At 63.0% G+C, this 26152-nt stretch carries 28 protein-coding genes and 2 tRNA genes; 21 read left to right on the top strand and 9 right to left on the bottom strand.

Annotation, left to right across the window (positions count from 1 at the left end; all coding sequences use genetic code 11):
- Positions 1-12 precede the first annotated feature (12 nt).
- The 9 genes from KBX17_RS09975 to KBX17_RS09935 all read left to right on the top strand — a co-directional run bounded on the left by KBX17_RS09975 (position 13) and on the right by KBX17_RS09935 (position 10641).
- Complete coding sequence (locus tag KBX17_RS09975) at positions 13-1404, top strand: sugar porter family MFS transporter (protein ID WP_050748866.1); 1392 nt, start codon at positions 13-15, stop codon at positions 1402-1404.
- 124 nt (positions 1405-1528) lie between these two features.
- Entirely contained in the window at positions 1529-1651 is a 123-nt protein-coding gene (gene ykgO / locus KBX17_RS09970; protein WP_005288826.1) for a type B 50S ribosomal protein L36, read from the top strand.
- 372 nt (positions 1652-2023) lie between these two features.
- On the top strand, positions 2024-2257 hold the full coding sequence (gene nrdH / locus KBX17_RS09965; protein ID WP_256019650.1) for a glutaredoxin-like protein NrdH: 234 nt from the start codon (positions 2024-2026) through the stop codon (positions 2255-2257).
- A 74-nt stretch (positions 2258-2331) separates the two neighbouring features.
- Positions 2332-2859, top strand: a complete 528-nt coding sequence (gene nrdI, locus KBX17_RS09960) for a class Ib ribonucleoside-diphosphate reductase assembly flavoprotein NrdI (RefSeq protein ID WP_256019649.1) — start codon at positions 2332-2334, stop codon at positions 2857-2859.
- Positions 2860-2938: 79 nt separating this feature from the next.
- Complete coding sequence (gene nrdE / locus KBX17_RS09955) at positions 2939-5101, top strand: class 1b ribonucleoside-diphosphate reductase subunit alpha (RefSeq protein WP_256019648.1); 2163 nt, start codon at positions 2939-2941, stop codon at positions 5099-5101.
- Positions 5102-5229: 128 nt separating this feature from the next.
- Positions 5230-6231, top strand: a complete 1002-nt coding sequence (nrdF, locus tag KBX17_RS09950; protein WP_005288840.1) for a class 1b ribonucleoside-diphosphate reductase subunit beta — start codon at positions 5230-5232, stop codon at positions 6229-6231.
- A gap of 395 nt (positions 6232-6626) precedes the next feature.
- Positions 6627-8495 carry a cytochrome c oxidase subunit I gene (ctaD, locus tag KBX17_RS09945; protein WP_256019647.1) on the top strand — a complete coding sequence of 623 codons (1869 nt, stop codon included), beginning with the start codon at positions 6627-6629 and terminating at the stop codon, positions 8493-8495.
- A gap of 77 nt (positions 8496-8572) precedes the next feature.
- Entirely contained in the window at positions 8573-9823 is a 1251-nt protein-coding gene (gene serB, locus KBX17_RS09940; protein ID WP_256019645.1) for a phosphoserine phosphatase SerB, read from the top strand.
- Complete coding sequence (locus KBX17_RS09935; protein ID WP_256019644.1) at positions 9823-10641, top strand: aminoacyl-tRNA hydrolase; 819 nt, start codon at positions 9823-9825, stop codon at positions 10639-10641. The genes serB and KBX17_RS09935 overlap by 1 nt, the downstream gene beginning before the upstream one ends.
- Here the strand turns inward: KBX17_RS09935 and KBX17_RS09930 are convergent.
- A complete protein-coding gene (locus tag KBX17_RS09930; protein WP_305086265.1) occupies positions 10599-12611 on the bottom strand; it encodes an ATP-dependent DNA helicase in 2013 nt (670 codons plus the stop codon). The genes KBX17_RS09935 and KBX17_RS09930 overlap by 43 nt on opposite strands.
- Complete coding sequence (locus tag KBX17_RS09925; RefSeq protein WP_256019641.1) at positions 12611-13927, bottom strand: nicotinate phosphoribosyltransferase; 1317 nt, start codon at positions 13925-13927, stop codon at positions 12611-12613. Before KBX17_RS09925 ends, KBX17_RS09930 begins: the two co-directional genes overlap by 1 nt.
- A gap of 195 nt (positions 13928-14122) precedes the next feature.
- Here KBX17_RS09925 and clpS point away from each other — a divergent pair, with 195 nt between their 5' ends.
- The 10 genes from clpS to KBX17_RS09875 all read left to right on the top strand — a co-directional run bounded on the left by clpS (position 14123) and on the right by KBX17_RS09875 (position 21062).
- Positions 14123-14410, top strand: coding sequence for an ATP-dependent Clp protease adapter ClpS (clpS, locus tag KBX17_RS09920; protein ID WP_040423530.1), 288 nt, complete (start codon positions 14123-14125; stop codon positions 14408-14410).
- 50 nt (positions 14411-14460) lie between these two features.
- On the top strand, positions 14461-15000 hold the full coding sequence (locus KBX17_RS09915; RefSeq protein WP_005288929.1) for a DUF2017 domain-containing protein: 540 nt from the start codon (positions 14461-14463) through the stop codon (positions 14998-15000).
- Positions 15001-15004: 4 nt separating this feature from the next.
- The gene (locus tag KBX17_RS09910) at positions 15005-15997 is read left to right on the top strand and encodes a P1 family peptidase (RefSeq protein ID WP_256019639.1); all 993 of its coding nucleotides are present in this window, start codon (positions 15005-15007) and stop codon (positions 15995-15997) included.
- Positions 15998-16010: 13 nt separating this feature from the next.
- On the top strand, positions 16011-16778 hold the full coding sequence (locus KBX17_RS09905; protein ID WP_256019638.1) for a rhomboid family intramembrane serine protease: 768 nt from the start codon (positions 16011-16013) through the stop codon (positions 16776-16778).
- A 197-nt stretch (positions 16779-16975) separates the two neighbouring features.
- Complete coding sequence (locus KBX17_RS09900) at positions 16976-17509, top strand: MarR family winged helix-turn-helix transcriptional regulator (protein WP_005288940.1); 534 nt, start codon at positions 16976-16978, stop codon at positions 17507-17509.
- A 37-nt stretch (positions 17510-17546) separates the two neighbouring features.
- Positions 17547-18401, top strand: coding sequence for a glutamate racemase (murI, locus tag KBX17_RS09895; RefSeq protein ID WP_256019636.1), 855 nt, complete (start codon positions 17547-17549; stop codon positions 18399-18401).
- 52 nt (positions 18402-18453) lie between these two features.
- A complete protein-coding gene (locus KBX17_RS09890) occupies positions 18454-19230 on the top strand; it encodes an MBL fold metallo-hydrolase (protein WP_256019635.1) in 777 nt (258 codons plus the stop codon).
- Between the two features lie 10 nt (positions 19231-19240).
- Positions 19241-19972: a ribonuclease PH gene (gene rph, locus KBX17_RS09885; RefSeq protein WP_040424232.1), complete on the top strand. Its 732-nt coding sequence runs from the start codon at positions 19241-19243 to the stop codon at positions 19970-19972.
- Positions 19973-19983: 11 nt separating this feature from the next.
- On the top strand, positions 19984-20586 hold the full coding sequence (rdgB, locus tag KBX17_RS09880; protein WP_256019676.1) for an RdgB/HAM1 family non-canonical purine NTP pyrophosphatase: 603 nt from the start codon (positions 19984-19986) through the stop codon (positions 20584-20586).
- A gap of 98 nt (positions 20587-20684) precedes the next feature.
- Positions 20685-21062 carry a hypothetical protein gene (locus KBX17_RS09875; protein WP_050748790.1) on the top strand — a complete coding sequence of 126 codons (378 nt, stop codon included), beginning with the start codon at positions 20685-20687 and terminating at the stop codon, positions 21060-21062.
- Between the two features lie 94 nt (positions 21063-21156).
- Here the strand turns inward: KBX17_RS09875 and KBX17_RS09870 are convergent, their stop codons facing one another.
- The 4 genes from KBX17_RS09870 to bcp all read right to left on the bottom strand — a co-directional run bounded on the left by KBX17_RS09870 (position 21157) and on the right by bcp (position 22735).
- Positions 21157-21537 carry a DUF3817 domain-containing protein gene (locus tag KBX17_RS09870; RefSeq protein WP_255998584.1) on the bottom strand — a complete coding sequence of 127 codons (381 nt, stop codon included), beginning with the start codon at positions 21535-21537 and terminating at the stop codon, positions 21157-21159.
- Positions 21538-21568: 31 nt separating this feature from the next.
- Positions 21569-22051: a hypothetical protein gene (locus tag KBX17_RS09865; protein WP_256019633.1), complete on the bottom strand. Its 483-nt coding sequence runs from the start codon at positions 22049-22051 to the stop codon at positions 21569-21571.
- A gap of 54 nt (positions 22052-22105) precedes the next feature.
- Positions 22106-22187: transfer RNA gene (locus tag KBX17_RS09860), tRNA-Leu, on the bottom strand.
- Between the two features lie 74 nt (positions 22188-22261).
- Positions 22262-22735 carry a thioredoxin-dependent thiol peroxidase gene (gene bcp / locus KBX17_RS09855; RefSeq protein WP_256019632.1) on the bottom strand — a complete coding sequence of 158 codons (474 nt, stop codon included), beginning with the start codon at positions 22733-22735 and terminating at the stop codon, positions 22262-22264.
- Between the two features lie 67 nt (positions 22736-22802).
- Here bcp and KBX17_RS09850 point away from each other — a divergent pair, with 67 nt between their 5' ends.
- The gene (locus KBX17_RS09850; RefSeq protein WP_256019630.1) at positions 22803-23081 is read left to right on the top strand and encodes a DUF3618 domain-containing protein; all 279 of its coding nucleotides are present in this window, start codon (positions 22803-22805) and stop codon (positions 23079-23081) included.
- Positions 23082-23153: 72 nt separating this feature from the next.
- Here the strand turns inward: KBX17_RS09850 and KBX17_RS09845 are convergent, their stop codons facing one another.
- The 3 genes from KBX17_RS09845 to KBX17_RS09835 form a co-directional block, all read right to left on the bottom strand.
- Positions 23154-23711 (bottom strand): isochorismatase family protein, encoded by a 558-nt coding sequence (locus KBX17_RS09845; RefSeq protein ID WP_256019629.1) that lies wholly within the window; start codon positions 23709-23711, stop codon positions 23154-23156.
- Between the two features lie 52 nt (positions 23712-23763).
- Positions 23764-24327, bottom strand: coding sequence for a TIGR00730 family Rossman fold protein (locus tag KBX17_RS09840; RefSeq protein ID WP_256019627.1), 564 nt, complete (start codon positions 24325-24327; stop codon positions 23764-23766).
- 81 nt (positions 24328-24408) lie between these two features.
- A tRNA-Lys gene (locus KBX17_RS09835) sits at positions 24409-24481 on the bottom strand.
- 318 nt (positions 24482-24799) lie between these two features.
- Between KBX17_RS09835 and KBX17_RS09830 the strand changes: the two genes are divergently transcribed.
- The gene (locus tag KBX17_RS09830; protein WP_255998578.1) at positions 24800-25999 is read left to right on the top strand and encodes an Ig-like domain-containing protein; all 1200 of its coding nucleotides are present in this window, start codon (positions 24800-24802) and stop codon (positions 25997-25999) included.
- Positions 26000-26152: the final 153 nt, after the last annotated feature.

Raw genomic sequence — 26152 nt, 5'->3', positions numbered from 1 at the left:
ACTATGTGGGGCATGACTTCAACTGAGGCTGTGTCCACCACGAGTTCTACAGCATCGGCGCAGCAGCGCAGGTACGTCCGTACGGTCGCCGCGATCGCGGCGTTCGGCGGGCTTCTTTTCGGTTATGACACCGGCGTGATGAGCGGCGCCTTGCTGTTCATCACGCCCGAGTTCGGCATGTCGCCCGCGCAGGAGGGCATGGTCACCGCGATGCTGCTCGTCGGCGCTGCACTCGGCGCTGTCAGCGGCGGGGCAGTGGCGGACAAGTTGGGCCGTCGTGTGACGCTCATTCTGGGCGGAGTGCTCTTCGTCGCCGGGTCGGTGTGGTGCGCGCTGGCGACGTCTCCGGAGATGCTCGGTACGGCCAGGGCATTCCTGGGTGTTGCAGTGGGTGCGGTATCGATTGTCACGCCGATGTACATCTCGGAAATGGTGCCGGCAGCGGTGCGTGGTCGGCTCGTGTCGCTCAACACGCTGATGATTGTGGTGGGGCAGTTGCTCGCGTACGTGGTCAATTCGCTTCTCGCACCGTCGGGCAGCTGGCAGCTCATGCTGGGTGCGGCGGCGGTGCCGGGCGCTGTCTTGGCTGTGGGCATGGTGTTCTTGCCGGACACGCCTGTCTGGCTGTCGCGGCATGGGCGTATCAGCGACGCCCGCGCCGTCGCCTCCCGCACCGGCATCGACACCGACGAACTCGCGCAGGCAACGCGCGAGGACGCGGAGGTGCGTGCAGCTCAGCAGGGCCAGTGGCGCACCTTGGCGGGGTCGAGGTGGATGCGCATGACGGTGCTCGTGGCCGCTCTGCTGGGTGTGACGCAGCAGATCTCCGGTGTCAATGCCATCGTCTACTTCGCTCCGACGATGATGAACAACGTCGGGGTGTCTACTCAGAACTCGGTGTACACCTCGATGGTGATTGGTCTGGTGTCGGTGGTGGCCTGTTACATCGGCCTGCAGCTAGTGGACAGGATCGGCAGGAAGCGGCTGCTGCTCGGCGGTCTGACGCTGAACGTGATCTTCCTGGTGCTGCTGGCGGTGGTGTACCGGGCGGCTGAGGCGAATACGTCGTTAGCAATGCTCGCGCTGGCGTTCATGGCGTTGTTCATTGCTTCCCAACAAGCTGCGGTGTCGCCGACGACGTGGCTGCTCATCTCCGAGCTGGTGCCTCCGCAGATCCGCGGCGTGGGAATGGGTGTGGCGGGTCTGGCGCTGTGGATGGCAAACTGGGCGGTGGCGCAGTTCTTCCTGCCGCTCGTGGATACCGTGGGGGCGACGGCGACGTTCGTGATGTTCGCGATGTGCGGTGTCGCGGCCGCCGGATTTGTCAAGGTCATGGTTCCGGAGACGGTGGGCCGCACCCTCGACAGTGTGGCTGGTGAGATGAAGCAGCGTTTTGGTGGTTAAGGGGCTGCTCGGGTAACATGGTCCCCCGTTGTGCGGCAGCGCCTGTCTTGGCGCGCCGTGATAAATAAAGGCACTCACGCAGAGCCTATTGTGTCAGCAGAGTCAACAAAGAAAGGAGCGCCCGATGAAGGTCCGCAAGTCGCTTCGGTCGCTGAAGAACAAGCCGGGCGCCCAGGTTGTGCGCCGCCACGGCAAGGTGTACGTGATCAACAAGAAGGATCCGCGTTTCAAGGCCCGTCAGGGTTAAGCGGTTCTTAGCGCCAGCGCCCCCGTCTTGCGTGCGAAAGCTCGCGGCGGGGGCGCTCTCCATTTTCCAAAGAATGTGAAATAAGTCACTTTTCCGGGAAAATTTCACCCGTGTAAGCCATTCTGGACGCGTAAAACATTCCGGGGTAACTACATGTAGGTGATTTAGTGGCCGTATCCTGCAAATACCATGTTTGTAACTACTATATGTAGTAGTGGTTGCTTGTTTTTCCTACAACGTATAGTGTTTCAAAGTGTTCGCCCCCGGGATGTGAACAGCTGGTTGTTCCCCGGAAGCCAACAGGCCCCAGTGCCACGTTCAAAGCCGTGTAATCAGAGCAGTTTTCCCGAGCAGAAAAGAGTCGTCCCCGCTATGTCCATCACCCTCTACACCAAGCCCGCATGCGTGCAGTGCAACGCGACCAAGAAGGCCCTCGACCGTTCAGGTCTGAACTACACCACCGTGGATATCTCCCTGGATGACTCCGCCCGTGACTACGTGATGGCGCTGGGTTACCTGCAGGCCCCGGTCGTGGAAGTCGACGGTGACCACTGGTCCGGTTTCCGTCCGGACCGCATCCGCACCCTCGCCGAGGCTGCTGCCTAAGCTCGATTCCCACTGCCTGTTAAGCCGTCACCAGCTGGCGGCTTATCGTATGCCCGAAGATAGGTGAGTAGCGCATGCTGGTGGTTTATTTCTCCTCTACGACGGAGAACACGCACCGGTTTGTCGGCAAGCTGGGTTTGCCGGCGGCACGCATTCCGTTGCGCCGCACGCAGCAACCGCTGACAGTGGAGAAGCCCTATGTCTTGGTTGTGCCGACGTATGGGGGAGGGGCGTCGATAAGCGAAGGGAACTCGCGCCCCGTGCCACCGCAAGTTATCCACTTTCTCAATGACCCGCACAATCGTGCTTTGTTGCGTGGTGTGATCGCGGGAGGCAACTCCAACTTCGGCCCTGATTTCGGCCGGGCAGGCGAGGTGATCTCCGCTAAGACGGGCGTGCCCTACCTCTACCGCTTCGAAATGATGGGCACAGAATACGACGTCACGCACGTGCGTGATTCTCTTATCGCCCACCGCGAGCGGCTCGGGTTGGACCCGATGACATCCACGGAAAAAGATCGGCTCGACGGGCACGTGCAGACCCGCGTCGACGACAGTGCGCGGCGGCTGGCACAGTTGCGCGAGCGCTACCAAACGGTGTGACAACAGACTTCACAACTTCATAGCTGTACCTCTCCTATAAACGCTCCATGAACTCCCGCACAAGAAAGGCCCGACTACAGTGACCGCCACAACGGGAAAGACCGTCGCTGAGCCCGTCGACACGGCAGATCAGCTCGACTACCACGCGCTCAACGCGCTGCTGAACCTTTATGACGAGAACGGCCACATCCAGTTCGACAAAGACCGTGAGGCCGCGAACCAGTTCTTCCTCCAGCACGTCAACCAGAACACCGTCTACTTCCACGACCTGGAAGAGAAGATGAACTACCTGGTAGAGAACAAGTACTACGAGCCGGGCGTCATCAAGGCCTACGACTGGGACTTTGTGAAGTCCACGTTCAAGCGGGCCTACGCCTTCAAGTTCCGCTTCCAGTCCTTCCTCGGCGCGTACAAGTACTACACTTCCTACACGCTGAAAACCTTCGACGGCCGCCGCTACCTGGAGCGTTTCGAAGACCGCGTGGCCATGACCGCTTTGTTCCTCGCCGACGGCAACGAGGAGATCGCCTCCGCGCTTGTCGACGAAATTATGACCGGCCGGTTCCAGCCCGCCACCCCCACCTTCCTCAACGCGGGTAAGGCACAGCGCGGCGAGCTGGTGTCCTGCTTCCTGCTGCGTATCGAGGACAACATGGAGTCCATCGGCCGCGCCATCAACTCCTCCCTGCAGCTATCGAAGCGCGGCGGTGGTGTGGCGCTGCTGCTGAGCAACATCCGCGAGTCCGGCGCGCCGATTAAGCACATTGAGAACCAGTCCTCCGGTGTCATCCCCGTGATGAAGCTGCTGGAAGACTCCTTCTCCTACGCCAACCAGCTCGGCGCCCGCCAGGGTGCTGGTGCGGTGTACTTGAACGCGCACCACCCGGACATCATGCGCTTCTTGGACACCAAGCGTGAGAACGCGGACGAGAAGATCCGCATCAAGACGCTCTCGCTCGGTGTGGTCATCCCGGACATCACCTTTGAGCTGGCCAAGCGCAACGACGACATGTACCTGTTCTCCCCGTACGACGTCGAGCGCGTTTACGGTGTGCCGTTCGCCGACATCTCTGTCACGGAGAAGTACGACGAGATGGTGGAGGACCCGCGCATCCGCAAGACGAAGATCAAGGCGCGCCAGTTCTTCCAGACGATCGCCGAGATCCAGTTCGAGTCCGGCTACCCGTACATCCTCTTCGAGGACCACGCCAACCGCGCGAACCCGGTGAAGACCGGCCGGATCAACATGTCCAACCTGTGTTCGGAGATTCTCCAGGTCAACTCTGCCTCCGTGCTGAACGAGGACCTGACCTACGACACGATCGGCCACGACATTTCCTGCAACTTGGGCTCGCTCAACATTGCGATGGCAATGGATTCGGACAACTTCTCCCGCACCGTCGAGACCGCCATTCGCGGCCTGACGGCTGTCGCGGACAAGACCTCGATCGATTCGGTGCCGAGCGTGCGCGAGGGCAACGATGCCTCGCACGCCATCGGCTTGGGCCAGATGAACCTGCACGGCTACCTCGGCCGCGAGCACATCGAGTACGGCTCCGAGGAAGGCCTGGACTTCACCAACGCCTACTTCGCCACGATCATGTACGAGTGCCTCAAGGCCTCCCACAAGATCGCCGTGGAGAAGGGTCAGCGCTTCGCGGGCTTCGAGGACTCCGAGTACGCCAGCGGCGAGTTCTTCGACCGCTACAACCCGGCTGACTTCCAGCCGAAGACGCAGCGCGTGAAGGAGCTTTTCGACGGCTCCTCCGCCCAGCCCCCGAGCGCCGAGGAATGGGAGCAGCTCAAGGCCGATGTCGCCCGCGACGGCATCTACAACCGTTACCTGCAGGCGGTTCCGCCGACCGGCTCGATCTCCTACATCAACAACTCGACCTCGTCGATCCACCCGATCGCCTCCAAGATCGAGATCCGCAAGGAAGGCAAGATCGGCCGCGTCTACTACCCGGCGCCGCACATGGACAACGAGAACGCCGACTACTTCAAGGACGCGTACGAGATCGGTTTCGAGAAGATCATCGACACCTACGCTGAAGCCACGAAGTATGTGGACCAGGGCTTGTCGCTGACGCTGTTCTTCAAGGACACCGTGACTACCCGCGACATCAACCGCGCCCAGATCTACGCGTGGCGTAAGGGCATCAAGACGCTCTACTACATCCGCCTGCGCCAGATGGCGCTCGAGGGCACTGAGGTTGAGGGCTGCGTGTCCTGCATGCTCTAGTTTTTCTGTGCCCTGTCGCACCCCGAGGGTCGGAACCATCGCGTTCCCCCCTCGGGGTGCGACATTTTTGGGGGAGGGGTTTGGGTGCGTCGTCAAGCAAATGTCCGTAACCCTCTAGGATGGGTGGCATGACCCACGAGGAGACCCACGATTACGAGGCGTACGTCGAATCCCACCCCGCGCCTTTGAAGGCCGTGAACTGGAACAGCATCCCTGACGACAAAGACCAGGAGGTATGGGACCGCCTCACCGGCAACTTCTGGCTGCCGGAGAAAATCCCGGTGTCCAACGACATCCCGAGCTGGAACACGCTTAACGACGCAGAACAGCTGTCCACGATGCGCGTGTTTGCCAACCTGACGCTGCTGGACACGATCCAGGGCACCGTCGGTGCGGTCTCCCTCATCCCGGACGCGAAGACACTGCACGAGGAGGCTGTGTACACCAACATCGCGTTCATGGAGTCCGTCCACGCGAAGAGCTACTCGAACATCTACATGACGCTCGCGTCGACACCGCAGATTAACGACGCCTTCCGCTGGACCGAAGAAAACGCTGAAGTGCAGCGGAAAGCCAAAATCATCCAGAGCTACTACTGCGGCGACGATCCGCTCAAGCGCAAGATCGCCTCGGTGATGCTGGAGTCCTTCCTGTTCTACTCCGGCTTCTACCTGCCGCTGAACTGGTCGGTGCACTCCAAGCTGACCAACACCGCCGACATCATCCGCCTGATCATCCGCGACGAAGCAGTGCACGGCTATTACATCGGCTACAAGTACCAGGTTGGCCTGCGCGACGAGTCCCAGCAACGCCAGGACGAGCTCAAGGAGCACGCCTTCGACTTGCTCTACGACCTTTACGACAACGAGATCCAGTACACCGAGGACCTTTACGATCCGCTCGGCTGGACCGAGGACGTCAAGCGCTTCCTGCGCTACAACGCCAATAAGGCACTGAACAACCTCGGTTACGAGGGGCTTTTCCCGGTCGACGAGACGCGCGTGTCGCCCGCCATCCTGGCATCGCTTGCCCCGAACGCCGACGAGAACCACGACTTCTTCTCCGGCTCCGGCTCCTCCTACGTCATTGGTAAGGCCGAGGACACGCAGGACGACGACTGGGACTTCTAACCCCTCCTTGACCTGTGGGTCCCTTGCCCCGGCTGCTCCTTTTCCTGGACCGGTCGGGGCATTCTTTGGCTTAACCTATTCCGGGGTTATACCGCCCCCGTTCTGGGTTGAAATCCGGGCATTGCCGGGCATGCGGTGGTCGGGTGTCTGGTGGTTTCCGTCCAGTCCAGGGCTGTGAGCTGGGGGAGTGGTTGCCCCCGGAATGAGCAGCGCGAAGAGGCTGCACGTCATCTGGATTTTCGCTGGACCGCTGGTTAAGATGAAGCGGTATTAGCCGCGCCCTATCTATGCCGTCTGCGAGCTGATTTTCGTCAGCTCCGGGCAGGCTTGGCCGGGGCGCCCCCGGGAAATCCCACTGGGGGAGGAGCGGCTGAGGTTAATTCAGGAGGATACGTATGACTGCTGTGGCACCACGGCTCGACGCTGATGTCGTCGAGGCTGCACCGGCACGGCCGGAGCCGACCGGCAAGGCCCGCAAAGGCACCCGCCTTTGGGACCTGATGACCACCACGGACCACAAACAGCTGGGCATTTTCTACATTATTTCGGCGTTTATCTGGTTCTTCGTCGGTGGCCTGATGGCCCTGCTGATCCGCGCGGAGCTTTTCTCCCCGGGTCTCCAGTTCCTTTCTAACGAGCAGTTCAACCAACTGTTCACCCTGCACGGCACCGTGATGCTGCTGGCATTCGGTACCCCGATTGTGTGGGGCTTCGCCAACTTCGTTCTGCCGCTGCAGATCGGTGCCCCGGATGTCGCCTTCCCGCGTTTGAACGCGTTCGGCTTCTGGATCACCACTGCCGGTGTCATCGCCATGCTCGCCGGCTTCCTCACCCCAGGTGGTGCCGCCGACTTCGGCTGGACCATGTACATGCCGCTGGCTGACGCGATCCACACCCCGGGTGTCGGCGCTGACCTGTGGATCCTCGGTGTCGGTGCAACCGGTATCGGTACCCTGGCCTCCGCCATCAACATGGTGACCACCGTGCTCACCCTGCGTGCGCCGGGCATGACTATGTTCCGTCTGCCGGTGTTCACCTGGACCATCTTCGTGGCCTCCATCCTGGCCCTGATGATCTTCCCGCTGCTGACCGCTGCAGCCCTCGGTGTGCTCTACGACCGCAAACTCGGCGGCCACATCTTCGACCCGGCCAACGGTGGCGCCATTCTGTGGCAGCACCTGTTCTGGTTCTTCGGTCACCCCGAGGTCTACGTCCTCGCACTGCCGTTCTTCGGTATCATCTCCGAGGTCATCCCGGTCTTCTCCCGCAAGCCGGTCTTCGGCTACATCGGCCTGGTCTTTGCAACCCTGGCCATCGGTGGCCTGTCCATGGCTGTGTGGGCGCACCACATGTACGTCACCGGTGCGGTTCTGCTGCCGTTCTTCTCCTTCATGACCTTCCTGATCGCTGTTCCGACCGGCGTGAAGTTCTTCAACTGGGTGGGCACCATGTGGAACGGCCACCTCACCTTTGAGAGCCCGATGCTGTGGTCCGTCGGCTTCCTGTTCGTGTTCCTCTTCGGTGGTCTGACCGGCATTATGCTGGCTGCCCCGCCGCTGGACTTCCAGCTGTCTGACACCTACTTCGTTGTCGCGCACTTCCACTACACCCTCTTCGGTACGGTCGTGTTCGCGTCGTGCGCAGGCATCTACTTCTGGTTCCCGAAGATGACGGGCCGCATGCTCGACGAGCGCCTGGCGAAGATCCACTTCTGGCTCGTCATGATCGGCTTCAACATGACCTTCCTGGTCCAGCACTGGCTGGGCAACATGGGTATGCCGCGCCGTTACGCCGACTACCTGGACTCCGACGGCTTCACCCTGCTGAACCAGATCTCTACGATCGGCTCCTTCATCCTGGGTATCGCCTTCCTGCCGTTCATCTGGAACGTGTACAAGTCCTGGCGCTACGGCGAGGTCGTCACCGTCGACGACCCGTGGGGCTACGGCAACTCCCTGGAGTGGGCAACCTCCTGCCCGCCTCCTGGCCACAACTTCACCTCCCTGCCGCGTATCCGCTCTGAGCGCCCCGCGTTCGAGCTGCACTACCCGCACATGGTGGAAACCCTGCGCCGTGAGGCCCACACCGGCCACCACGACCCGCGCTCTGAGGCAACCACCCCGGAAGAGAACGAGCACACTGGCTCTGACTCCCGTGAGTCCGAGACCGTGACCTCTGCTTCGCAGCGCACTGCCACGGAGACCGTGACCAAGGTGCGTCCGGCAGACGGCCGCGACTCCGGCTCCACCAAGGCGACCGACTAGTAGGCCACTCCTGAACTAACCGGCAGGCCCCGCTCCCCACATCGTGGAGCGGGGCCTGTTGCTGTAGGTTCGAATTCATGACGTATTCGGTGACCCTTCAACCCGGCCTCCAGCACGCAGTGATCACGTTGTCGGGGGCTGATCACCCCGGTGTGAGTGCGGCATTCTTCGCGGTGTTGTCCCAGCACGGGGTGCAGCTGCTGGACGTTGAGCAGGCGCAGTTCCGTGGCCGTCTTGCTCTCGCGGCGTTCGCGGGCGTCACCACGAGCGGTGTCGAGGCGCTACGCCACGACCTTGAAGCGGCACCGGAGCTGGCGGACCAATCGGTGACCATCGAGACGGACGAGGCATCTTTGGCTCCGCAGCGTCGCCGTTCCACCCATGCTGTGGTCGTGCTCGGCGATCCGGTGACGGCGGAGGCGGTCTCTGAAATCGGCCGCACCCTCGCGGACTTCGGTGCGAACATCGACCGTATCCGCGGCATTTCTGATTATCCGGTGACGGGATTGGAGTTGTCGATCACCATTCCTGGTTCCGGCGACGAGGTCAGCCACACGGTGCGCCAAGCGTTAGCGGAGCTCACCACAGCTCTCGGCGTCGATATCGCGATTGAGCGCGCTGGTCTGGCCCGCCGCTCGAAACGCCTGGTGTGTTTCGACTGCGATTCGACCCTCATCACGGGCGAGGTCATCGAGATGCTCGCTGCTCACGCGGGTCGTGAAGCGGAGGTCGCCGAGGTCACCGAGCGCGCGATGCGCGGGGAGCTGGACTTTGAGGAGTCGTTGCGTGAGCGCGTCGCAACGCTGGCGGGGCTGGACGCGTCGGTGCTTGACAGCGTCGCTCGCGGCATCGAACTCACCCCCGGAGCCCGCACAACGATCCGCACGTTAAAGCAGATGGGCTACCGCACCGCAGTCGTCTCGGGTGGGTTCATCCAGGTGCTTGAGCCGATGGCCGCCGACCTGGACCTCGATTACGTGCGCGCGAACACGCTCGAGATCGTGGACGGGAAACTCACCGGAAAGGTGATCGGCAAGGTCGTGGACCGCAAGGCGAAGGCGGAGTTCCTCGCCGAGTTCGCTGAAGATTCGGGCCTGCGTTTGTCCCAGACGGTGGCCGTTGGCGACGGTGCGAATGACATCGACATGCTCACCGCGGCCGGTCTGGGCATCGCTTTCAACGCGAAGCCAGCGCTGCGCGAGGTCGCGGACACCTCGGTCACCCATCCGTTCCTGGATTCGGTGCTGTACATCATGGGTGTGCCGCGCCATGAGATCGATACGCTCAACGAGGAGCAGGGTATCGACGGCAAAGTCGCGCTCGATTAATGCCGGAAACAGCTGACACAGCCGCGCTCATCACGGCAGCGCACCGGTTCTTAGCCGGGAGCCTTGCCGACGACCGCCGTGGCGGGGAAGACCCAGACGATCCCGCCACCGTTCAGGCGATGCAGATCGCGCTGCATATTCCGAAAGCGGACCCGCCGCAGCGTAACGACGCTCTTGTGGCCGCTGCCCGAGCCGTCGCAGCTGTGTGTCTCGACCCGCGCGCGGGGCAAGAGTCCGCCTGGCGCGACGCGCTGGCACAGTGGTACGGCCACCGGATCCGCAAGATCGCCCGGCGTGCCCGCGGTGCCGCGTGGGAGAACGTGCAGACGCTGCCCGGCTGCACGTTCCGATCCAGCGCGACGGGTCCGGTCGCCGAAGCTCGCGCGTTCATTCCGTCCGCCGTTGGGGAGGTTCCGCACGCGATCGGCAAACTGCAGATCAAAGGCACCGATCTCCCGCACGATGACCTGCCGGCGCCCAGTGTCGGTGACATCGAGATGTCATCGGTGCCAGTGATTCTTGTCGACGACTCGCTCGCAATGACCGCGGGTAAGGCCGCCGCCCAGGTCGGTCACGGGTCGATGCTGCTCGCCGCGCAGATGAGCGAAGCGTGGGCGGTGCGCTGGGCCCTCGACGGCTTTCCCCTTGCGGTCCGCGAGGTCCCGCGCGAGCTTATCCGCGCGACCGCGGCGCTTCCCGCGTCTGTTCCCGTCCGCGATAGCGGCTTCACGGAGGTCGCTCCGGGGTCAGTGACGGTGGTGGCGCATCCTGGCGCCTACTCCGCGGAGGACTCGGCCGCGGACTTCTCAGCAGGCTGAGCCACGAGTCGGCGCAGCGCACCGTGCACCACCCCGGGGTCTGTCGTCTCCCAAAAGTCGGGGAGGGAGGCGCGGAGGAAGGATCCGTAGCGCTTCGTCACCAACCGGCTGTCCAGGACGGAGACGACGCCGCGGTCGGTCGTGCTGCGCAGCAACCGGCCAGCACCCTGGGCGAGCAGGAGTGCGGCGTGGGTGGCGGAGACGTCCATGAACCCGGAGCGGCCGGCGGCGTCGGCGGCGCGTGAGCGGGCCTGGAGCAGCGGGTCATCGGGGCGGGGGAAGGGGATCCGGTCGATCATGACGTGGGAGAGGGAGCGGCCGGGGACATCGACACCCTGCCACAGGCTCAAGGTGCCGAACAGACACACGTTCTCCCCGGCGGCGAACTTGTTCACCAGTGCGCCGATGGTGTCGTCGCCTTGGACCAGAATGTCGAAGGGCAACCGGGTGCGCAGCGCGTCGGCGGCTTCTTGTGCGGCACGGCGAGAGGAGAACAATCCCAGCGTCCGTCCGCCGGCCGCGGTGATGAGCTCAGCCATCTCGTCGAGGGTGCCATCGCTGATGCCGTCGCGGCCCGGCGGCGGCAAGTGCTTGGCGGTGTAGAGAATTCCAGAGCGACGCGGGTCAAAGGGGGTGCCGGCGTCGAGGCTGTCCCAGGTGCCGTCGGGAAGCCCCCAGGCCGCGGCCATCGCGCGGAAGTTGCCGCCTACAGCAAGGGTGGCGGAGGTGAGCACGACCGTCTTCTCGCCAAACAAGTTGTCGCGCAACAAGGCCGACACGGACAGCGGCGCTACTGAAACGGAGGCGGACTCCGGGCTGGAGGAGGCGCTGCGGGCGAGCCAGACAACGTCGAAATGCTTGGCGGGATCGTCTTCGTCAAAGACGCTCAAAATGCGATCGAAGGAGGTGTACAGCTCACCAAGGTGATTGCGCAGGTTCTCTCGCTCGGCTGCGGTCTCCGGGTCTTTGGTCGCTTCGCCTTCTGGGGCGCGGGCGATGGCCTCTCCGGTGCGGCGCAGTTCATCCTGCACTGCGACGAAGGCGGCGCGGGTGGGATCCGAGATGGTTTCCCAGCGGCCGGGGGATTCGGTGTCGAGGACGGCGGCGAAGTCGTCGATAAGCTCCTCGAGCGTGTCTTTGCGCCTGTTTTCTCCCAGCTTCCCGGCGCGGCGGGCCGCGAGCCGCAGCGCGTGAGGGGAGATTTCGTTGGTGGCCACGGAGGTGACGCGGCCGTCGAGCTCGTGGGCCTCGTCGATGATGACGGCGGAGTGCTCGGGCAGGATGGAGGCGCCCGAAAGCGCGTCGATGGCTAAAAGCGCGTGGTTGGTCACCACGATGTCGGCCTCACCGGCGCGCACACGGGCGGCTTCGGCGAAGCATTCGGCACCGTGCGGGCACCGCGTGGCGCCCAAGCACTCGTTGGCAGTGACGGAGACATGCCGCCACGCTTTGTCGGGCACACCGGGTTCAAGGTCATCGCGGTCACCGGTCTCGGTTTCTTCGGCCCATTCGTGCACGCGTTTGACGTGGCGGCCGAGCCAGGAGACGTCTTCTTCGTCGACCAGTGCTTCCTGTCCGTCCCCGGTGCCGTCCAGAACACCGATCTTGTTCAGGCACACGTAGTTGGAGCGGCCCTTCAAAATGGCAAACGTCGGGGTGCGCGGCAACAGCGGGTCAAGGGCTTCCACCAGGCGCGGCAGGTCGCGCTCTACCAGCTGGCGCTGCAGAGCGAGCGTTGCCGTGGAGACGATCACGGTCGTGTCGTTCGCCTGCGCGTGCCGGATCGAGGGCACCAGGTAGGCCAAAGATTTGCCGGTGCCGGTGCCCGCTTGGACGGCGAGGTGACGTTCGTCGGCAAGCGCTGTGGAAACGGCCTCCGCCATGGCGATTTGCCCCGGGCGTTGCGTGCCGCCGAGGGATTCGACGGCAGCGTCGAGAAGCTCGCGCGCAGACAGCGACAACCGTTCCATCACTCTTCCGGGAATCCGACGAAGCGTGTGCGGATCGCCGGTTCATCGCGGGACAACGACAGACCTTCCCACGGCAGCGTTTCGCGTTGTTTCGCAAGGTGGGTGCGGGTCGCTTCAAGGTCATCTAGCCCCTCGACGATTTCACCGTCGCGGATGAGCGGGACGACAAGCTCGCGGTAATCCAGCGTCGTCGGGGTGCCGGGGTGCTTATCGAGCGGGTAAACGATCTCGTCGACCGCGACACCGGAGCCGCGGTACGTGCGCAGTGCTCCCTTCGCGCCGCCTTTCATTTGCTTGCCGGAGCTGCGCTTAGCGACGGGCACACCGTCTACCTCCACAAGCTTGTACACCATTCCTGCCGTGGGAGCTCCGGAACCTGTGGCTACCGACGTGCCCACGCCGTAGCCGTCGACCGGGTCCGACCGCAGGCCGGCGATGGCGAATTCGTCCAGGTCGGAGGAAACGATGATCTTCGTGTTGTACGCACCGAGCTCATCGAGCTGCGCCCGCACGCGCCGCGACATGATGCCCAGGTCACCGGAGTCCAGGCGCACGCCGCCGAGCTCCGGGCCCGCGACCTCCACCGCGTTGGCCACACCCTGGGTGATGTCGTAGGTGTCCACCAGCAGGGTCGTGTCCACACCGAGGGAGTCGATCTGCGCCTTGAAAGCGGCCTTCTCGTTCGGGGTGCCGTCAGGGTTGGTGTGCAGCAGCGTCCAGGCGTGGGCGGCGGTGCCGGAGGCCGGGATGCCGTAGCGCAGGGAGGCTTCCATGTTGGAGGTGGAGCCGAACCCGGCGATGTAGGCGGCGCGTGCACCGGTCACCGCAGCCTGCTCGTTGGTGCGGCGCGAGCCCATCTCCATGATCGGGCGGCCGTCGGCAGCCGTGACCATGCGCGAGGCGGCGGAGGCGATCGCGGAGTCGGAGTTGAGGATCGACAGGATGACCGTCTCCAGGATGCAGCATTCTGCGAATGTGCCGCGCACGGTGAGGATGGGGGAGTAGGGGAAGTACAGCTCACCTTCCCTGTAGCCGTCAATGTGCCCGGTGAAGCGGTAGTTGCGCAGGTACTCACGGGTTTCCTCGCTAAGGAAGTCGGCCGTGGACAACTGGTCTTCGGTGAAACGGAATTTCTCCACGGCTTCAATCAGGCGACCAGTGCCTGCGACAACCCCGTAACGGCGTTCGTTGGGCAGCTTGCGGGCGAAGACTTCGAAAACGCATTGGCGCGAGTGGGTGCCGTCCTTCATGGATGCATCGAGCATGGTGAGCTCGTACATGTCGGTAAGAAAGGCGGTTGACGGCTGTTGGTTCATGCAGTCAAGCCTAGTCTGTCCTCGTCTCCGTACGACAAGGACAGAGCTGTGTCAGTGTTGTGTCAGTGCCGTGCCAGTAGCAGTGGCAGTGGCCGTGGCGGCGTGGGGCGTACGCGCAGAGCACTCTTTAGTACGCTTGAAGCCATGACTGGTGTCAACCCTGAGATTCGGCCCGGTGTCCGGATGGGATCCCCCATGGCCACGCCTGACCTCGACGAGCAGATTGAGGTCAACGTCGACACGGCGGAGAACCTGCCGTGGATGTGCATTGTGTGGGATGACCCGGTGAACCTGCAAAGCTACGTCACCTACGTGTTCCAGACAGTGCTGGGTTACGGCCGTAAGCGCGCCCAGGAGCTGATGATGCAGGTGCACACCGAAGGCAAAGCCGTGGTGTCCTCCGGCGAGAAAGACAAGGTCGAGGGCGACGTGAAGAAGCTGCACACCGCGGGTCTGTGGGCCACGATGCAGCAAGCTGGTTAAAGTTCCCGCCCGGCCGCGTGATGTGGCCGGGCTTGGAAAGGAGATAAGGCATGCAGCCGTGGCGGCGGAAGAAAGGCCTGATGCGGGCCACACGCTTTAGCACTGTGTTCGAGCCGATGGAGCGCGAGGTCATTGGGGATCTCACGGCCACGGTGTCGGAGGCGTTGATCCAACGCGCGCAGTCCGCGCCGAAGGATGAGCTCGCGGAGATGATGGATATGCCCTCCGGCCACACCGAGGCGCCGGCGGACCCGTCGCTCGCCCGCCTCCTGCCGGATTTTGAGCGCGCCGGGGACGAAGAATTCGACGGCGACAACGCTCTGCTGCGCAGCCTGCACGAAACAGACATCATCAAGGCGAAGCTGGCGAACTTGCAGGTGATCAACACTGCGCTTGGTCCGACCGGCGGGGTCGCGGTGAGTGTCGAGGAGCACGAGGCGCAACAGGTCATCGCCGCGTTGAACGACATGCGCCTCTACGTCGCTGCCGCCGACGCTCCGACAGAGGCTGCTGAGCAGGACCGCGACAACCTTGTCGAGTGGCTCGCGTACTGCCAGGAATCGCTGCTGCAGGCCCTCATGGGGGAATGAGCGCATGGAGCTTAGCTGCGGTTTCTCCCTCCCCGGTTTAGCCCTCGGCCACCAATCGCTAGGTGACACGGGAGTGACAGCGCTTGTCTCCACGTCCGCCGCCGGCATGGTGGCAGCCGTCGACCAGCGCGGTGGCGGCCCCGGCACCCGGGAAACTGACCTGCTCAAACCTCACAACACAGTGGAGCGCGTGAACGCGATCGTGCTGGCTGGGGGTTCTGCGTTCGGTTTGGCCGCAGCCGATGGAGCGATGCGTGAGCTGGAATCCCGCGGCCTCGGGTTCGCAGTTTTCGGTGAAGGCAACCCGGGCCCCCGGGTGCCGATTGTCCCCGCTGCCGTCGTCTTCGACCTCATCATCGGCGACCCGAACCACCGGCCCAGCCCCGAGGACGGTGCCGCCGCAGTACGTGCGGCTCTCGACGGCCACAGCGGCGATGCGGTCTCTGCCGTGCCTGTTGGTTCAGTCGGTGCTGGCTGTGGCGCGACCGCCGGCGTTCTCCGCGGCGGGTTCGGCGTCGCACAAACACGTGTCGGCGATTTCACCGTTGCCGCCGCTGTCGTGGCCAATCCGCTCGGCAGTGTCATTGACCCGGATACTGGCCGCTTCTTCGGCGACCTCGCCCGCCCCGCTGTGGACCTGGACGCCTTTGTCGCGTTGGAGCGGCCCCAACCGAAACTGAATACCACGATCGGGGTGGTGGCGACGGACTGCCCGGTGGGCGTCGATAAGCTTGAGCGCCTCGCGATGACCGGCCATGACGGGATTGCTCGCGCCGTGCGCCCCGCACACTCACCTCTCGACGGCGATACCCTGTTCGCCGTCTCCACCGCCGAACCGGAGGCATACACGGGGTCCGCAGCCGACGCCGCCGCGGACCCGGACCTCTACTACGCCTTGTGCGACGCGTCCGCTCGGTGCGTCGAAGCGGCAATCGTCCGTGGCGTCGCTGCCGCTGAACCTGGTTATGGTGTCGCCGCGTGGAGCGAGATCACCTAAGCTTGGCCGCACCATGAGCTATCCATATTCCTCCCCGCATCCTGGCCAGGGACCTACACACGGTTTCAACCCCTACGGTGGTCAACCCGGTCAGAACGGTGTTCCCGGCGTCGGCGGCGGCCCCGTTGTGCCTTCCCAGCAAAGGAGTCTGTACCGCTCCCGCGGCCAGCAAACGCGAACGGGCTTTACCTACGCCATTGGGTATGTGGTGCTCATCTGGGCGGTGCACATAGTCAATGTGGTCATCTTCGGCGGCCGCTTGACGTACTTCGGCATTCACCCGCTGGACCCTTCCTCGCTGCCGCACATTCTCTCATCGCCGATCCTGCACGCGAACTTCGAGCACTTGATGTCCAACACGATCCCCGGCGCGATTTTCGCGTTTTTGATCGGCTACTCCGGGCACCGGGTGTTCTGGGAGGTCACGGCCTTCGTGGTGCTGGTGGGCGGGATCGGCACGTGGATTCTCGGCGGGTTGGGGACAAACCACATCGGCGCCTCCATGCTCGTGTACGGCTGGTTGGGCTACTTGCTTGTACGCGGATTCTTCAACCGTTCCGGCAGCCAGATTGCGCTGGCGGGTGTTCTGGGCCTGATGTACTCAGGATTTATTTGGGGTGTCTTGCCTATGCAGGACGGCATTAGCTGGCAGGCCCACCTGTTCGGCGGCCTTGGCGGTGTCGCCGCTGGTGTGCTGATTACCTCGGACGATCCGCCGGAACTGCAGGCCAAGAAGCAATCACGGAAGGCTGAGAAACAGGCGCGGAGGCAAGCGCGCTGAACCTGTGAACTACATGGGCAAAGGCTTCTTTGTCGCGCATTCATTGTTCGGTTATGGACAAGGAAATCAGATTAAATTCAGATTTTCAGAAAATTTTCTGAGCAAAAGACCTGTTCACTGCGTTTTCGGTACATGCAAAAGAAATATTTTCTGTGTCAGCACATGAACTTCTAAGGTCTTAGATTATATTAAGCGTTATGGGAAACATGGACGCGAACTTGAACACACGACTTTCTGCGCACGAGGCTGAGACCTGGACGCGCGTTTGGGCCTGCCACATGAAGCTGCCGTCGACTCTGGACGCACAGCTCAAGCGTGATGCAGGTGTCACCTACTTCGAATTTCAGGCTCTCCTGAACGTGGCAAAGGCTCCGAAGAAGTCTCTGCGCATGACCGAGCTGGCTGACGCAACGATGATGTCTCTGTCTCACCTCTCCCGCGTTGTCACGCGTCTGGAGAAGAAGGGCCTCGTCTCCCGTACCCCGGACCCGAACGACGGCCGCTCCACCTTCGCTACGCTGACGCCGGCCGGCGCCAAGACCGTCGATGCAGGGCTCCCGGGCCACGTGGGCGAGATGCGCCGCATCATGTTCGACAACCTGTCGGACTACGAGATGGAGGTCGTCTCCTCCGCTCTGGCCAAGATGGCTGCTGCTCTGGCGGAGTCGGCACGCCCGGTCGTCGCGGACTCCCCGCTGGTCGGCGAATCCTCCGGCCTGGACGCCGCTTAATGCAGTTCGGCTGCGGCTGTCACTAGACTGGCCAATTATGATTGACAGTGGTGACAGCTTCAGCGATGACAACGTCGGTGGGGGCAATAACGCCCCCATCGGCATTTTTGATTCCGGTTTCGGCGGTCTGACAGTCGCACGTTCTGTCATGGACCAGCTGCCGGGGGAATCAGTTATCTACATCGGCGACGGCGCGAACGGGCCCTATGGCCCGAAGCCGCTCGCCGAGGTGCGCGGCCACGCTATGGCAATTGCGGACAATCTCGTGGAGCGTGGCTGCAAGATGATCGTCATTGCGTGCAACACGGCTTCCGCCGCCTTCCTGCATGACGCGCGCGAGCGCTATAGCGTCCCCGTCATCGAGGTGATCAAACCCGCCGTCCGCCGCGCTGTTGCGACGACACGGAACGGCAAAGTCGGCGTCATTGGTACCCAAGCCACCATTCGTTCTGGTGTGTACCAAGATCTGTTTTCCCTGGCTCCCGGGATTGAAGCGACGGCGGCGGCATGTCCCGCTTTTGTCGAGTTTGTGGAGGCCGGCATCACTCACGGCCGTCAAGTGCTCGGCGTAGCCCAAGGCTATGTGGAGCCGCTGCAGGCGGCGGGCGTGGATACGCTTGTGCTTGGGTGCACCCATTACCCGCTGCTATCTGGCGTGATTCAGTTGGCTATCGGCGATGATGTCACCCTCGTCTCCTCTGCGGAAGAGACCGCCAAGGACGTTCTGCGCATTCTCACGGAGCGCGATATGTTCGCCGATGTTGACCATGAGCCAGTCCGCACTTTCGAATCGACCGGTGATCCGGAACCCTTCCACCGCCTCGGCCCGCGCTTCCTCGGCCCAGCTGCAGGCGCGTCTGTGGCGGGTGTCTCAGAGGAAAACCATGCGTGATCTTCCGCTCTCTGGCTTAACCTTTCCCTCAGGTTTGTGTAACAGTAAAGTTATGAAGCTGACAGTTCTCGGGTGCACGGGGTCCTTGGCAGCGCCGGGCAACCCAGGCTCTTCCTACCTGATTGAGACGGGGGCGAACGAGCCGGGCATCCTCATGGATTTTGGTCCCGGTGCGCTGGCTGCCATGCAGGAAGTCGCGGACCCGTCTGATGCGCACCTGCTGTTTAGCCACCTGCACGCGGATCACTGCTCCGATACCGCGTCGCTGTGCGTGTGGCGCCGCTTTCACCCGACGGCTCCTGCCAGGCAGCGCCACAAGCTGTGCGGGCCCAGCTACACCCCAGAACACATTGGCCGGATGTGCGGCGACGGGCCGGATGACATCGCGGATTTGTCCGACACGTTCGACTTTCAGGCATGGGTATCCGGCAAGCCGGTCGACATCGACTCGGTGACGGTCACCCCGTTCCCTGTTGTCCACCCGGCTGCTGAGTCGCACGCACTGCGCGTGGAGCACCGCGATTCAGGCAACGTCATCTGCTTCTCCGGCGATTCTTGCTACACGCCCACGCTTATCGACGCCGCGCGTAACGCCAACCTCTTCCTCTGCGAAGCCGCGTGGGGCCCGTACAAGGGTGACGGCACCCCTGAGGGCATGCACATGTCGGGGCAGGAAGCGGGTGTGATTGCGCGTGAGGCAGGCGTCGACAAGCTTGTGCTCGTGCACATCCAACCGTGGTCGGACAAGGAAGCCACGCTGGAAGCTGCGCGCACGGAGTTCGACGGCGAGATCGTGCTCGGCGAGGCTAAGGCAGTCTACGAGTTGTAGGCTCGTGGGCATGACTGAAGCTTTCTTGCGTGCCGACGGCCGCGCTCTGGACGAAATGCGCCCCGTGCGCATCACCCGCGGATTCACCTCAAACCCGGCGGGCAGCGTGCTCGTCGAGTTCGGCAACACCCGCGTGATGTGCACCGCCTCCGCCGAAGAGGGCGTGCCGCGCTTCAAGAAGGACTCTGGCGAAGGCTGGCTGACCGCCGAGTACGCGATGCTGCCGGCTGCGACCCACGACCGCATGCCGCGCGAGTCGATGAAGGGCAAGGTCAAGGGCCGCACGCATGAAATCTCGCGTCTGGTGGGCCGCTCGCTGCGCGCCGCTGTGGATCTCACGGCGCTGGGGGAGAACACGATTCAGCTCGACTGCGATGTCCTGCAGGCTGACGGCGGCACTCGCACGGCCTCGATCACGGGCGCGTACGTCGCGCTTGCGGACGCGATCGGTTACCTCAAGGAGCAAGGAGTCGTCCCCGGCGAGCCGCTGCTCGCCCCTGTTGCTGCGGTCTCTGTGGGTATTGTCGATGGCCGCGTCTGTCTCGACCTGCCGTACGAAGAGGACTCCCGCGCCGAGGTCGACCTCAACGTGGTCATGACTGACTCCGGTGACTTCGTCGAGGTGCAGGGCACCGGTGAGCACGGCCTCTTCGGCCGCGAGCAGCTCGGCTTGATGCTCGACGCCGCGGAAAAGGGATGCCGTGAGCTTATCGACGCACAAAAGGCGGCCCTCGGGTGGTAACCCCCAATCCTGTGCGTGTCCTCGTCGCCTCCGGAAACGCGAAGAAGCTCGGAGAACTGGAAACTGTTCTCTCTGAGCTCGGCATCGACGGGATCGAGCTCGTTTCCTTGCGCGACGTGCAGGCCTACCCTGAACCTGCGGAGACGGGGCTGACATTCGCCGAAAATGCGCTCATCAAAGCCCGCGCCGGGGCAGCGGCTACCGGTCTGCCGTGCGTGGCGGATGACTCCGGCATCGCCGTCGACGCCTTGAACGGCATGCCTGGTGTTCTCTCTGCGCGGTGGTCGGGCGGCCACGGTGACGACCTTGCCAACAACGAATTGCTGTTAGCACAGCTCAGCGACATTCCTGACGAGCATCGCGGTGCAGCGTTCGTGTCCTGCTGCGCGCTCGTCGTGCCCGGCGGTTCCGAGGTCACCGCTGAGGGGCGCTGGGAAGGTGCGCTGTTGCGCGCGCCTCGCGGCTCCAACGGCTTCGGTTACGACCCGTTGTTCCAGCCCGCTGATGCTGACGGGCGCTCGTCTGCTGAGCTCAGTGCGGAGGAGAAGAACGCCCGCTCCCACCGCGGAAAAGCACTGCGCGAGCTCGCCCCGCATATCGCGGCACTACGGTAGCAATCGGCTCGGGCCGCTGCGTCTCGGAGTGAGGGAGCACCGCGCTGGTAGAGTCGAATTATTAAATGCTAATCAAACTCATTGGAGGAATCGCAAAAATGACTGTTCAGTCAGCAAAGAAGGCAATCGCACTCGCAGGTGCAACCGTTATGTCTGCAGGTCTGCTCGTTGCCTGTGGTAACTCCTTGGACGGCACCTGGGAGGGCACCGGCCAGGACGCAGAGACTGGTGTCGCAGCGGGCAAGGTCACTCTGAAGATCAACGGCGGCGACTGTGAGTGGATGGTCACCAACCCGGACACTAACGAGTCCGACACCGCCCGCTGCGAGGTCGACGGCGACGACCTGAAGCTTGCCGACGTTATTACCGGCAAGGACCTGAAGTACAAGACCGAGCAGACCGAGAACTCGCTCACCCTGACCCCGGACGGTGGCGACGCCAAGGACATTCTCGTGCTGACCAAGGTCGGCGAATAGCCCCACCGACTACTAGCGCAACAACAAAGGACCGGTTTTCACACCGGTCCTTTCACGTTTTCTAGGGGCTGGACGCGCCCGCCCAGCGTTGGCACTACGCCAGATCGAACTCCGCCTTGACTTCCCTGCGGCGCCAGTATTCTACGAAGAAGGAGAGAAACGGCACCACGCCGGCCAGTGCGGTCACCAGCCATGTCTGCACCGACCACCGTGCCTTCATGCCCAGGTTGAGTGTGGCCAGAAGGAACAGCGCGTACATCCAGCCGTGGCCGACCGCCACCCAGTTCAGTGCGCTGACATCCATGTTCAGCCCGTACTCCATGATCATGCGGGCGCACAGGAGCAGCAGCATGACACCGGTGACCCACGCAGCGACGGAGAAAAGATTCAGTGCGGTCTTCACGCGGCGCTGGCGCTCGGGGTGAACACGGGGCTGGCCCGGCTGCGGGGCGGGCTGGCTTTCGGGCGTTGTCATGGGGTGTGGTTTCTCCTTGTAGTACTGGGCGTCACGCGTCGTGCTGGCGGCGTCGCGGCGTGTTCAGGGCGTTGAACTCCTCGACGTTGAGCTCCGGGCGCGAGGGCAGGAAGTCCTCGAGGAGGTCCTCGTCGGCAGTGCGGCGGGACTCGGGCGCGGCGTCGGTTTGGTTTGGGCTGGGGGAGGGGTCGCCGAAGGTGGCGGCATCAGCGTCGTAAAGCGCCTGCATGCGGTCGCCGGAGTTCTCCGCGTCAATCTTCTCGTTTTCCATCCGCATGCCTGCGCGGTAAATGAAAATGAGGAAAAGGCCGAACATGGGCCACTGCAGCGCGTACCCGAGGTTTTGTAGCGAACCGGTGCCGGAGGTGTAGCGCGACCACTGCCAGTTAGCCAGCATCAGCGAGACGATCACAGCGGCGATGAGCAGCAGCACGTGCCACGCCTTCACGCGCACATGGTCGCGTTGCGGCTGTTCTTCGGGGCTGGAAGAGGAGCCCGGCGCTGGTTCGGTCACAGTGAAAAGTCTATCAACCGGCCTAAGTGCGCCAAAAGCGCCGGGAATGAGTAGTGCGCCCGGAGAGACTTGAACTCTCACGCCTTACGGCACTGGAACCTAAATCCAGCGCGTCTGCCAATTCCGCCACGGGCGCCTATTCGCGCATGAGCCGTTGCCCGGTGCGCGAAGCGGTTCACAGTGTACAGGGCGCGCCGTTCGCGGCGAAAGCTAGAGGTCCAGATCGCGCAGCAAACGGCCAACGTGGCCGGTTGCTTTGACGTTGTACTGGGCGGATTCGATGGTGCCGTCGGCATCGACCAGGAAGGTGGAGCGGATGACGCCTTGGACGATCTTGCCGTAGTTCTTCTTCTCGCCGAAGGCGCCGTAGGCGGTCATTGCCTCCTTGTCCGGGTCGGACAGCAGCTCGAAGCCCAGGTCGTGGTCGGCGCGGAACTTCGCCAGCTTCTCCGGGGTGTCAGGGCTGATGCCCACAACGGCGACAGAAGCGTCGTTGAACTGGCTCAAGTTCTCGGAGAAATCGCACGCCTCGGTGGTGCAGCCTGGGGTGTTCGCCTTCGGGTAGAAGTAGACAATGACGCGTTGACCTGCGTAGTCGCTTAAGGAGACGGTGGTGCCCTTGTCGTTGGTCAGGGTGAAGTTTGGCGCTTCATCGCCGGGGGTCAAGCGTGTGTTTTCAGTCATGCCCGCCACTGTAGCTGGGATGCAGTACTGTGGTGGCGAGAGAAATTTATCCACAAAGGAGTATGACGTGGCACGCGACATTAACGACATTCAGCGCGACATCGAGCGCACCCGCGGCAACCTGGCCCAGACGATCGACGAGATCGCTGACCGCACCCGCCCGGAAAACCTGGCCAACAACGCGAAGGCTCAGGTGCAGAACAAGATGAAAGACGACAAGGCGCAGAAGGTTCTCGCCGGCATCGGTGTCGCTATTGCCGCCATTGTGGTGATCAACGTGTCCAACAAGCGCAAGAAGAAGAAGGATCTCAAGGACCTGCAGCGCCTGCTGGCAGACCGCAAGTAGTCCTTCGTCGCGCCCAAGCGCACCCTGCGCAATATCCGTTGCGGGGTGCGCTGGTCGTGTTTCTAGACTGGTTTAGGCCAGCTCGGCGCCGGCGCTGCGCATCTCCTCGAGGGCGGCGGCGCCGCGTGCGTCGTCGACAGGCGAGCACATCTCGCGCAGTACGCGCACGTTGAAGCCTTCCTTCAGCCCGTCGAGCACGGTGGCGCGCACACAGTGGTCGGTGGCGATGCCGACGACATCGATGCCAGCGACATCATGCGCTTTCAACCAGTCAGCGAGCAGCGCGCCCTCGCTTGCCGACGCCCCCTCGAAGCCGCTGTACGCCGCCTCGTACTCGCCTTTGCGGAAGTACTCGTCGAAGCGGACGTCTGCGATAGACGCGCGCAGTGCGGCGCCTTCGGAGTCCGCGACGCAGTGGACCGGCCATGTGTCGACGAAGTCCGGATCTTCGGAGAAGTGGCTGCCCGGATCAATGTGCCAGTCCTGGGTAGCGACGATGTGGGAGTAGTTATCGGCGGCGGCGATGTGTTCGGCGATGGTGGCAGCCACTTCATCACCGCGTGCGGTGCCGAGGGTGCCGCCGGGGCAAAAGTCATTCTGTACGTCAACGACAACGAGTGCGTGGTTCATGCGTGCCAGCCTAGCCCGCGTGGCCGGTGCGCGGATGCTTTCACCGCCGTGCTCACCACCGGGGCGGTTGGGGTGTCCAGTGCATCAGTGCGGCGAGGAGCTCATCCGGATCGTCAGCCACGACGAGACTGTCGCGGTCTTCCTGGCGCACAAACCCGTGGGCCACCATGTGATCGATCATGTCCGTCAACGGCCGCCAGAAATCGGCGCCGAGCAGGCCGATAGGTTTGGTGTGCAGGCCGAGTTGCTGGTTGGTCCATTCGTCGAAAAGCTCGTCGAGCGTGCCCGCACCACCAGGGAGCGCGACGAACGCGTCGCACCGCTGACTCATGATGCGTTTGCGCTGCGCGAGCGTATCCACGATGACCAGTTCCCCCAACCCTGTGTGCGCCACCTCGTGGGCGGCGAGGTGCTCTGGCATGACGCCCACGCTGGCGCCGCCGGCATCAATGACCCCCTGAGCGAGAGCGCCCATCATGCCCAGCCGGCCGCCGCCGTACACCAGGGTCATTCCGTGGCGCGTCAACGCGGTACCGAAGGCGTGCGCGAGGGACGTCATTGTTGGGTCCACACCCTCGCGCGCCCCCGCGAACACAGTCACTGCGGAGATATTCACGGGCCCCAGGGTACAAAAGGCTGGGTGTGGAATGCGCGCAAAGAAAAACAGGCCGGGAGCAACTCCCAGCCTGTCGTAGTGTGCGCCACCAGGGACTCGAACCCCGAACCCGCTGATTAAGAGTCAGCTGCTCTGCCAGTTGAGCTAGTGGCGCGTTGGCCGTTACGGCAACGAAGAGAAAATATAGCAGTTAGGTCTGCGCAGAGTGAAATCGCCAGGTCACTGCCGAAAAGCGGGGAGGTGGTGGAAAGGGTGAGGGAGCCCTGTTTTCGCTGGCCGTTGAACAGAGGGTAACGGTGCGATAACGCGACGGTACACGGTTAATATCAGCTTGGTGGCAGGTTGGTGGAAGGCCCGTGATGCAACTGGAATTCGTGTGTCGGCCACCTATATTGTGAGTAGTTGTTGCGACGGGGCCTTGCACGTGTATGGCACCTGTTTGGGACTTGAATAAGGGTTGTGTGTTTCGAGGATGAGTAAGAGCTGGGGTTCGCGTGTCAGGCGCGCGGCGGCCGCAGGTGTGGCATTGATCATCGCGGGTTCGGCGTTGGCGGCGTGCACCATCGAGCAGGATGGGAACGCAGCGGAGAATTCAGAGGCGACAGAGACGACGGAAGAGGTCAAGGATGACCCCGCAGAGATCTCTGTCGAAGACGGTGCCGAGGACGTGGAACCGGTTGTCCCAGTCACCGTGACCGCCCCCGCCGGTCTTGAGAAGGTCACCATGACCAACGAAGACGGCAAAGAGGTTGAAGCCGAGCTCAACGACGACAAGACGGAGTGGACCACGGCAGAGCCGCTGGGGTACAGCCGCGAGTACACCGTCGAAGCCACCACGGAATCCGGCAAGACCTCGACGGCGACGTTTTCGACGGTGACTCCGTCGGCGCAGTCGACCGCTTCCCTGAGCCCGCAGGAAGGCGAAGAGGTTGGCGTCGGCCAGGCGATCTCGTTCTACTTCGACATCGCTCCTAGCGACAAGCAGGCCGTTGAGGACGCGATCACTGTCGAAACATCCAATGACACCGAGGGTGGATTCATCTGGCTGGACGCCAACCAGCTGCGCTGGCGCCCGGTGGAGTACTGGGAGCCCGGCACCGAGGTGACCGTCAAGGCAGATTTCTACGGCCGCGACTTGGGCGACGGCATCTATGGCGCTGAGGACACAGAGACCTCTTTCACCGTCGGCGATGAGTTCCGCACGGTGGTGAACAACTACGGCAAGACGCTGACCGTGTTCAAGAACGGCGAAGAGATCAAGTCGTTCCCGGTCTCCCTCGGTGAGGACGGGGCATTTGATACCCCGAACGGCACCTATGTCGTGGGCGACCAGCACGACCACTTGGTCATGGATTCCCGCACGTACGGCCTGGCCCTGGAAAACGGTGGTTACGTCACCCCGGTTGACTACGCGACGCAGCTGTCCTACTCGGGCATCTACGTTCACTCCGCGCCGTGGGCAATCTGGGCGCTGGGTAAGCACAACCAGTCGCACGGCTGCATCAACGCGCGCCCTGACGATGCCCTGTGGTTTTTGCAAAACACCAAGCGCGGCGACCCGGTGGAAATCATTAACACCGGCGGCGAAACGCTGAGCCCGTACGACGGCCTGGGCTACTGGAACATCGAGCTTGAGCCGGGCCAATCCGTCAAGGCAGGCGAGGACTTTTAGCCACCAAAGCGGCCAAAGTAGAAGGCCCTGTCCGTTCCCTCTCAAGGGCGGACAGGGCCTTTCGCGTTGGGGTGGCTGACGGTGTCTGAAGTCATGACATAGTTGACACGGCGTGCCTGGGACAGCATTCCTGATGGTTGACAGGTCAGTCGC

This window comes from Corynebacterium sp. CCUG 65737 (genome assembly GCF_024454115.1).
GTDB lineage: Bacteria > Actinomycetota > Actinomycetes > Mycobacteriales > Mycobacteriaceae > Corynebacterium > Corynebacterium genitalium.
The sequence above is the reverse complement of the archived record's forward strand: the minus strand, read 5'-3'. Positions and strand labels throughout refer to the sequence as shown.

Coding starts and splice junctions, on each gene's coding strand:
- bcp (WP_256019632.1), bottom strand. CDS start 22,735: ATGACTGAAAACACACGCTTGACCCCCGGCGATGAAGCGCCAAACTTC.
- KBX17_RS09845 (WP_256019629.1), bottom strand. CDS start 23,711: ATGAACCACGCACTCGTTGTCGTTGACGTACAGAATGACTTTTGCCCC.
- KBX17_RS09890 (WP_256019635.1), top strand. CDS start 18,454: ATGAAGCTGACAGTTCTCGGGTGCACGGGGTCCTTGGCAGCGCCGGGC.
- KBX17_RS09925 (WP_256019641.1), bottom strand. CDS start 13,927: ATGAACCAACAGCCGTCAACCGCCTTTCTTACCGACATGTACGAGCTC.
- KBX17_RS09915 (WP_005288929.1), top strand. CDS start 14,461: ATGCAGCCGTGGCGGCGGAAGAAAGGCCTGATGCGGGCCACACGCTTT.
- murI (WP_256019636.1), top strand. CDS start 17,547: ATGATTGACAGTGGTGACAGCTTCAGCGATGACAACGTCGGTGGGGGC.
- ctaD (WP_256019647.1), top strand. CDS start 6,627: ATGACTGCTGTGGCACCACGGCTCGACGCTGATGTCGTCGAGGCTGCA.
- KBX17_RS09875 (WP_050748790.1), top strand. CDS start 20,685: ATGACTGTTCAGTCAGCAAAGAAGGCAATCGCACTCGCAGGTGCAACC.
- rph (WP_040424232.1), top strand. CDS start 19,241: ATGACTGAAGCTTTCTTGCGTGCCGACGGCCGCGCTCTGGACGAAATG.
- KBX17_RS09930 (WP_305086265.1), bottom strand. CDS start 12,611: ATGGAACGGTTGTCGCTGTCTGCGCGCGAGCTTCTCGACGCTGCCGTC.
- clpS (WP_040423530.1), top strand. CDS start 14,123: ATGGCCACGCCTGACCTCGACGAGCAGATTGAGGTCAACGTCGACACG.
- nrdH (WP_256019650.1), top strand. CDS start 2,024: ATGTCCATCACCCTCTACACCAAGCCCGCATGCGTGCAGTGCAACGCG.
- KBX17_RS09830 (WP_255998578.1), top strand. CDS start 24,800: ATGAGTAAGAGCTGGGGTTCGCGTGTCAGGCGCGCGGCGGCCGCAGGT.
- KBX17_RS09900 (WP_005288940.1), top strand. CDS start 16,976: ATGGGAAACATGGACGCGAACTTGAACACACGACTTTCTGCGCACGAG.
- nrdI (WP_256019649.1), top strand. CDS start 2,332: ATGCTGGTGGTTTATTTCTCCTCTACGACGGAGAACACGCACCGGTTT.
- KBX17_RS09975 (WP_050748866.1), top strand. CDS start 13: ATGACTTCAACTGAGGCTGTGTCCACCACGAGTTCTACAGCATCGGCG.
- ykgO (WP_005288826.1), top strand. CDS start 1,529: ATGAAGGTCCGCAAGTCGCTTCGGTCGCTGAAGAACAAGCCGGGCGCC.
- KBX17_RS09935 (WP_256019644.1), top strand. CDS start 9,823: ATGCCGGAAACAGCTGACACAGCCGCGCTCATCACGGCAGCGCACCGG.
- KBX17_RS09870 (WP_255998584.1), bottom strand. CDS start 21,537: ATGACAACGCCCGAAAGCCAGCCCGCCCCGCAGCCGGGCCAGCCCCGT.
- KBX17_RS09905 (WP_256019638.1), top strand. CDS start 16,011: ATGAGCTATCCATATTCCTCCCCGCATCCTGGCCAGGGACCTACACAC.
- serB (WP_256019645.1), top strand. CDS start 8,573: ATGACGTATTCGGTGACCCTTCAACCCGGCCTCCAGCACGCAGTGATC.
- nrdF (WP_005288840.1), top strand. CDS start 5,230: ATGACCCACGAGGAGACCCACGATTACGAGGCGTACGTCGAATCCCAC.
- KBX17_RS09910 (WP_256019639.1), top strand. CDS start 15,005: ATGGAGCTTAGCTGCGGTTTCTCCCTCCCCGGTTTAGCCCTCGGCCAC.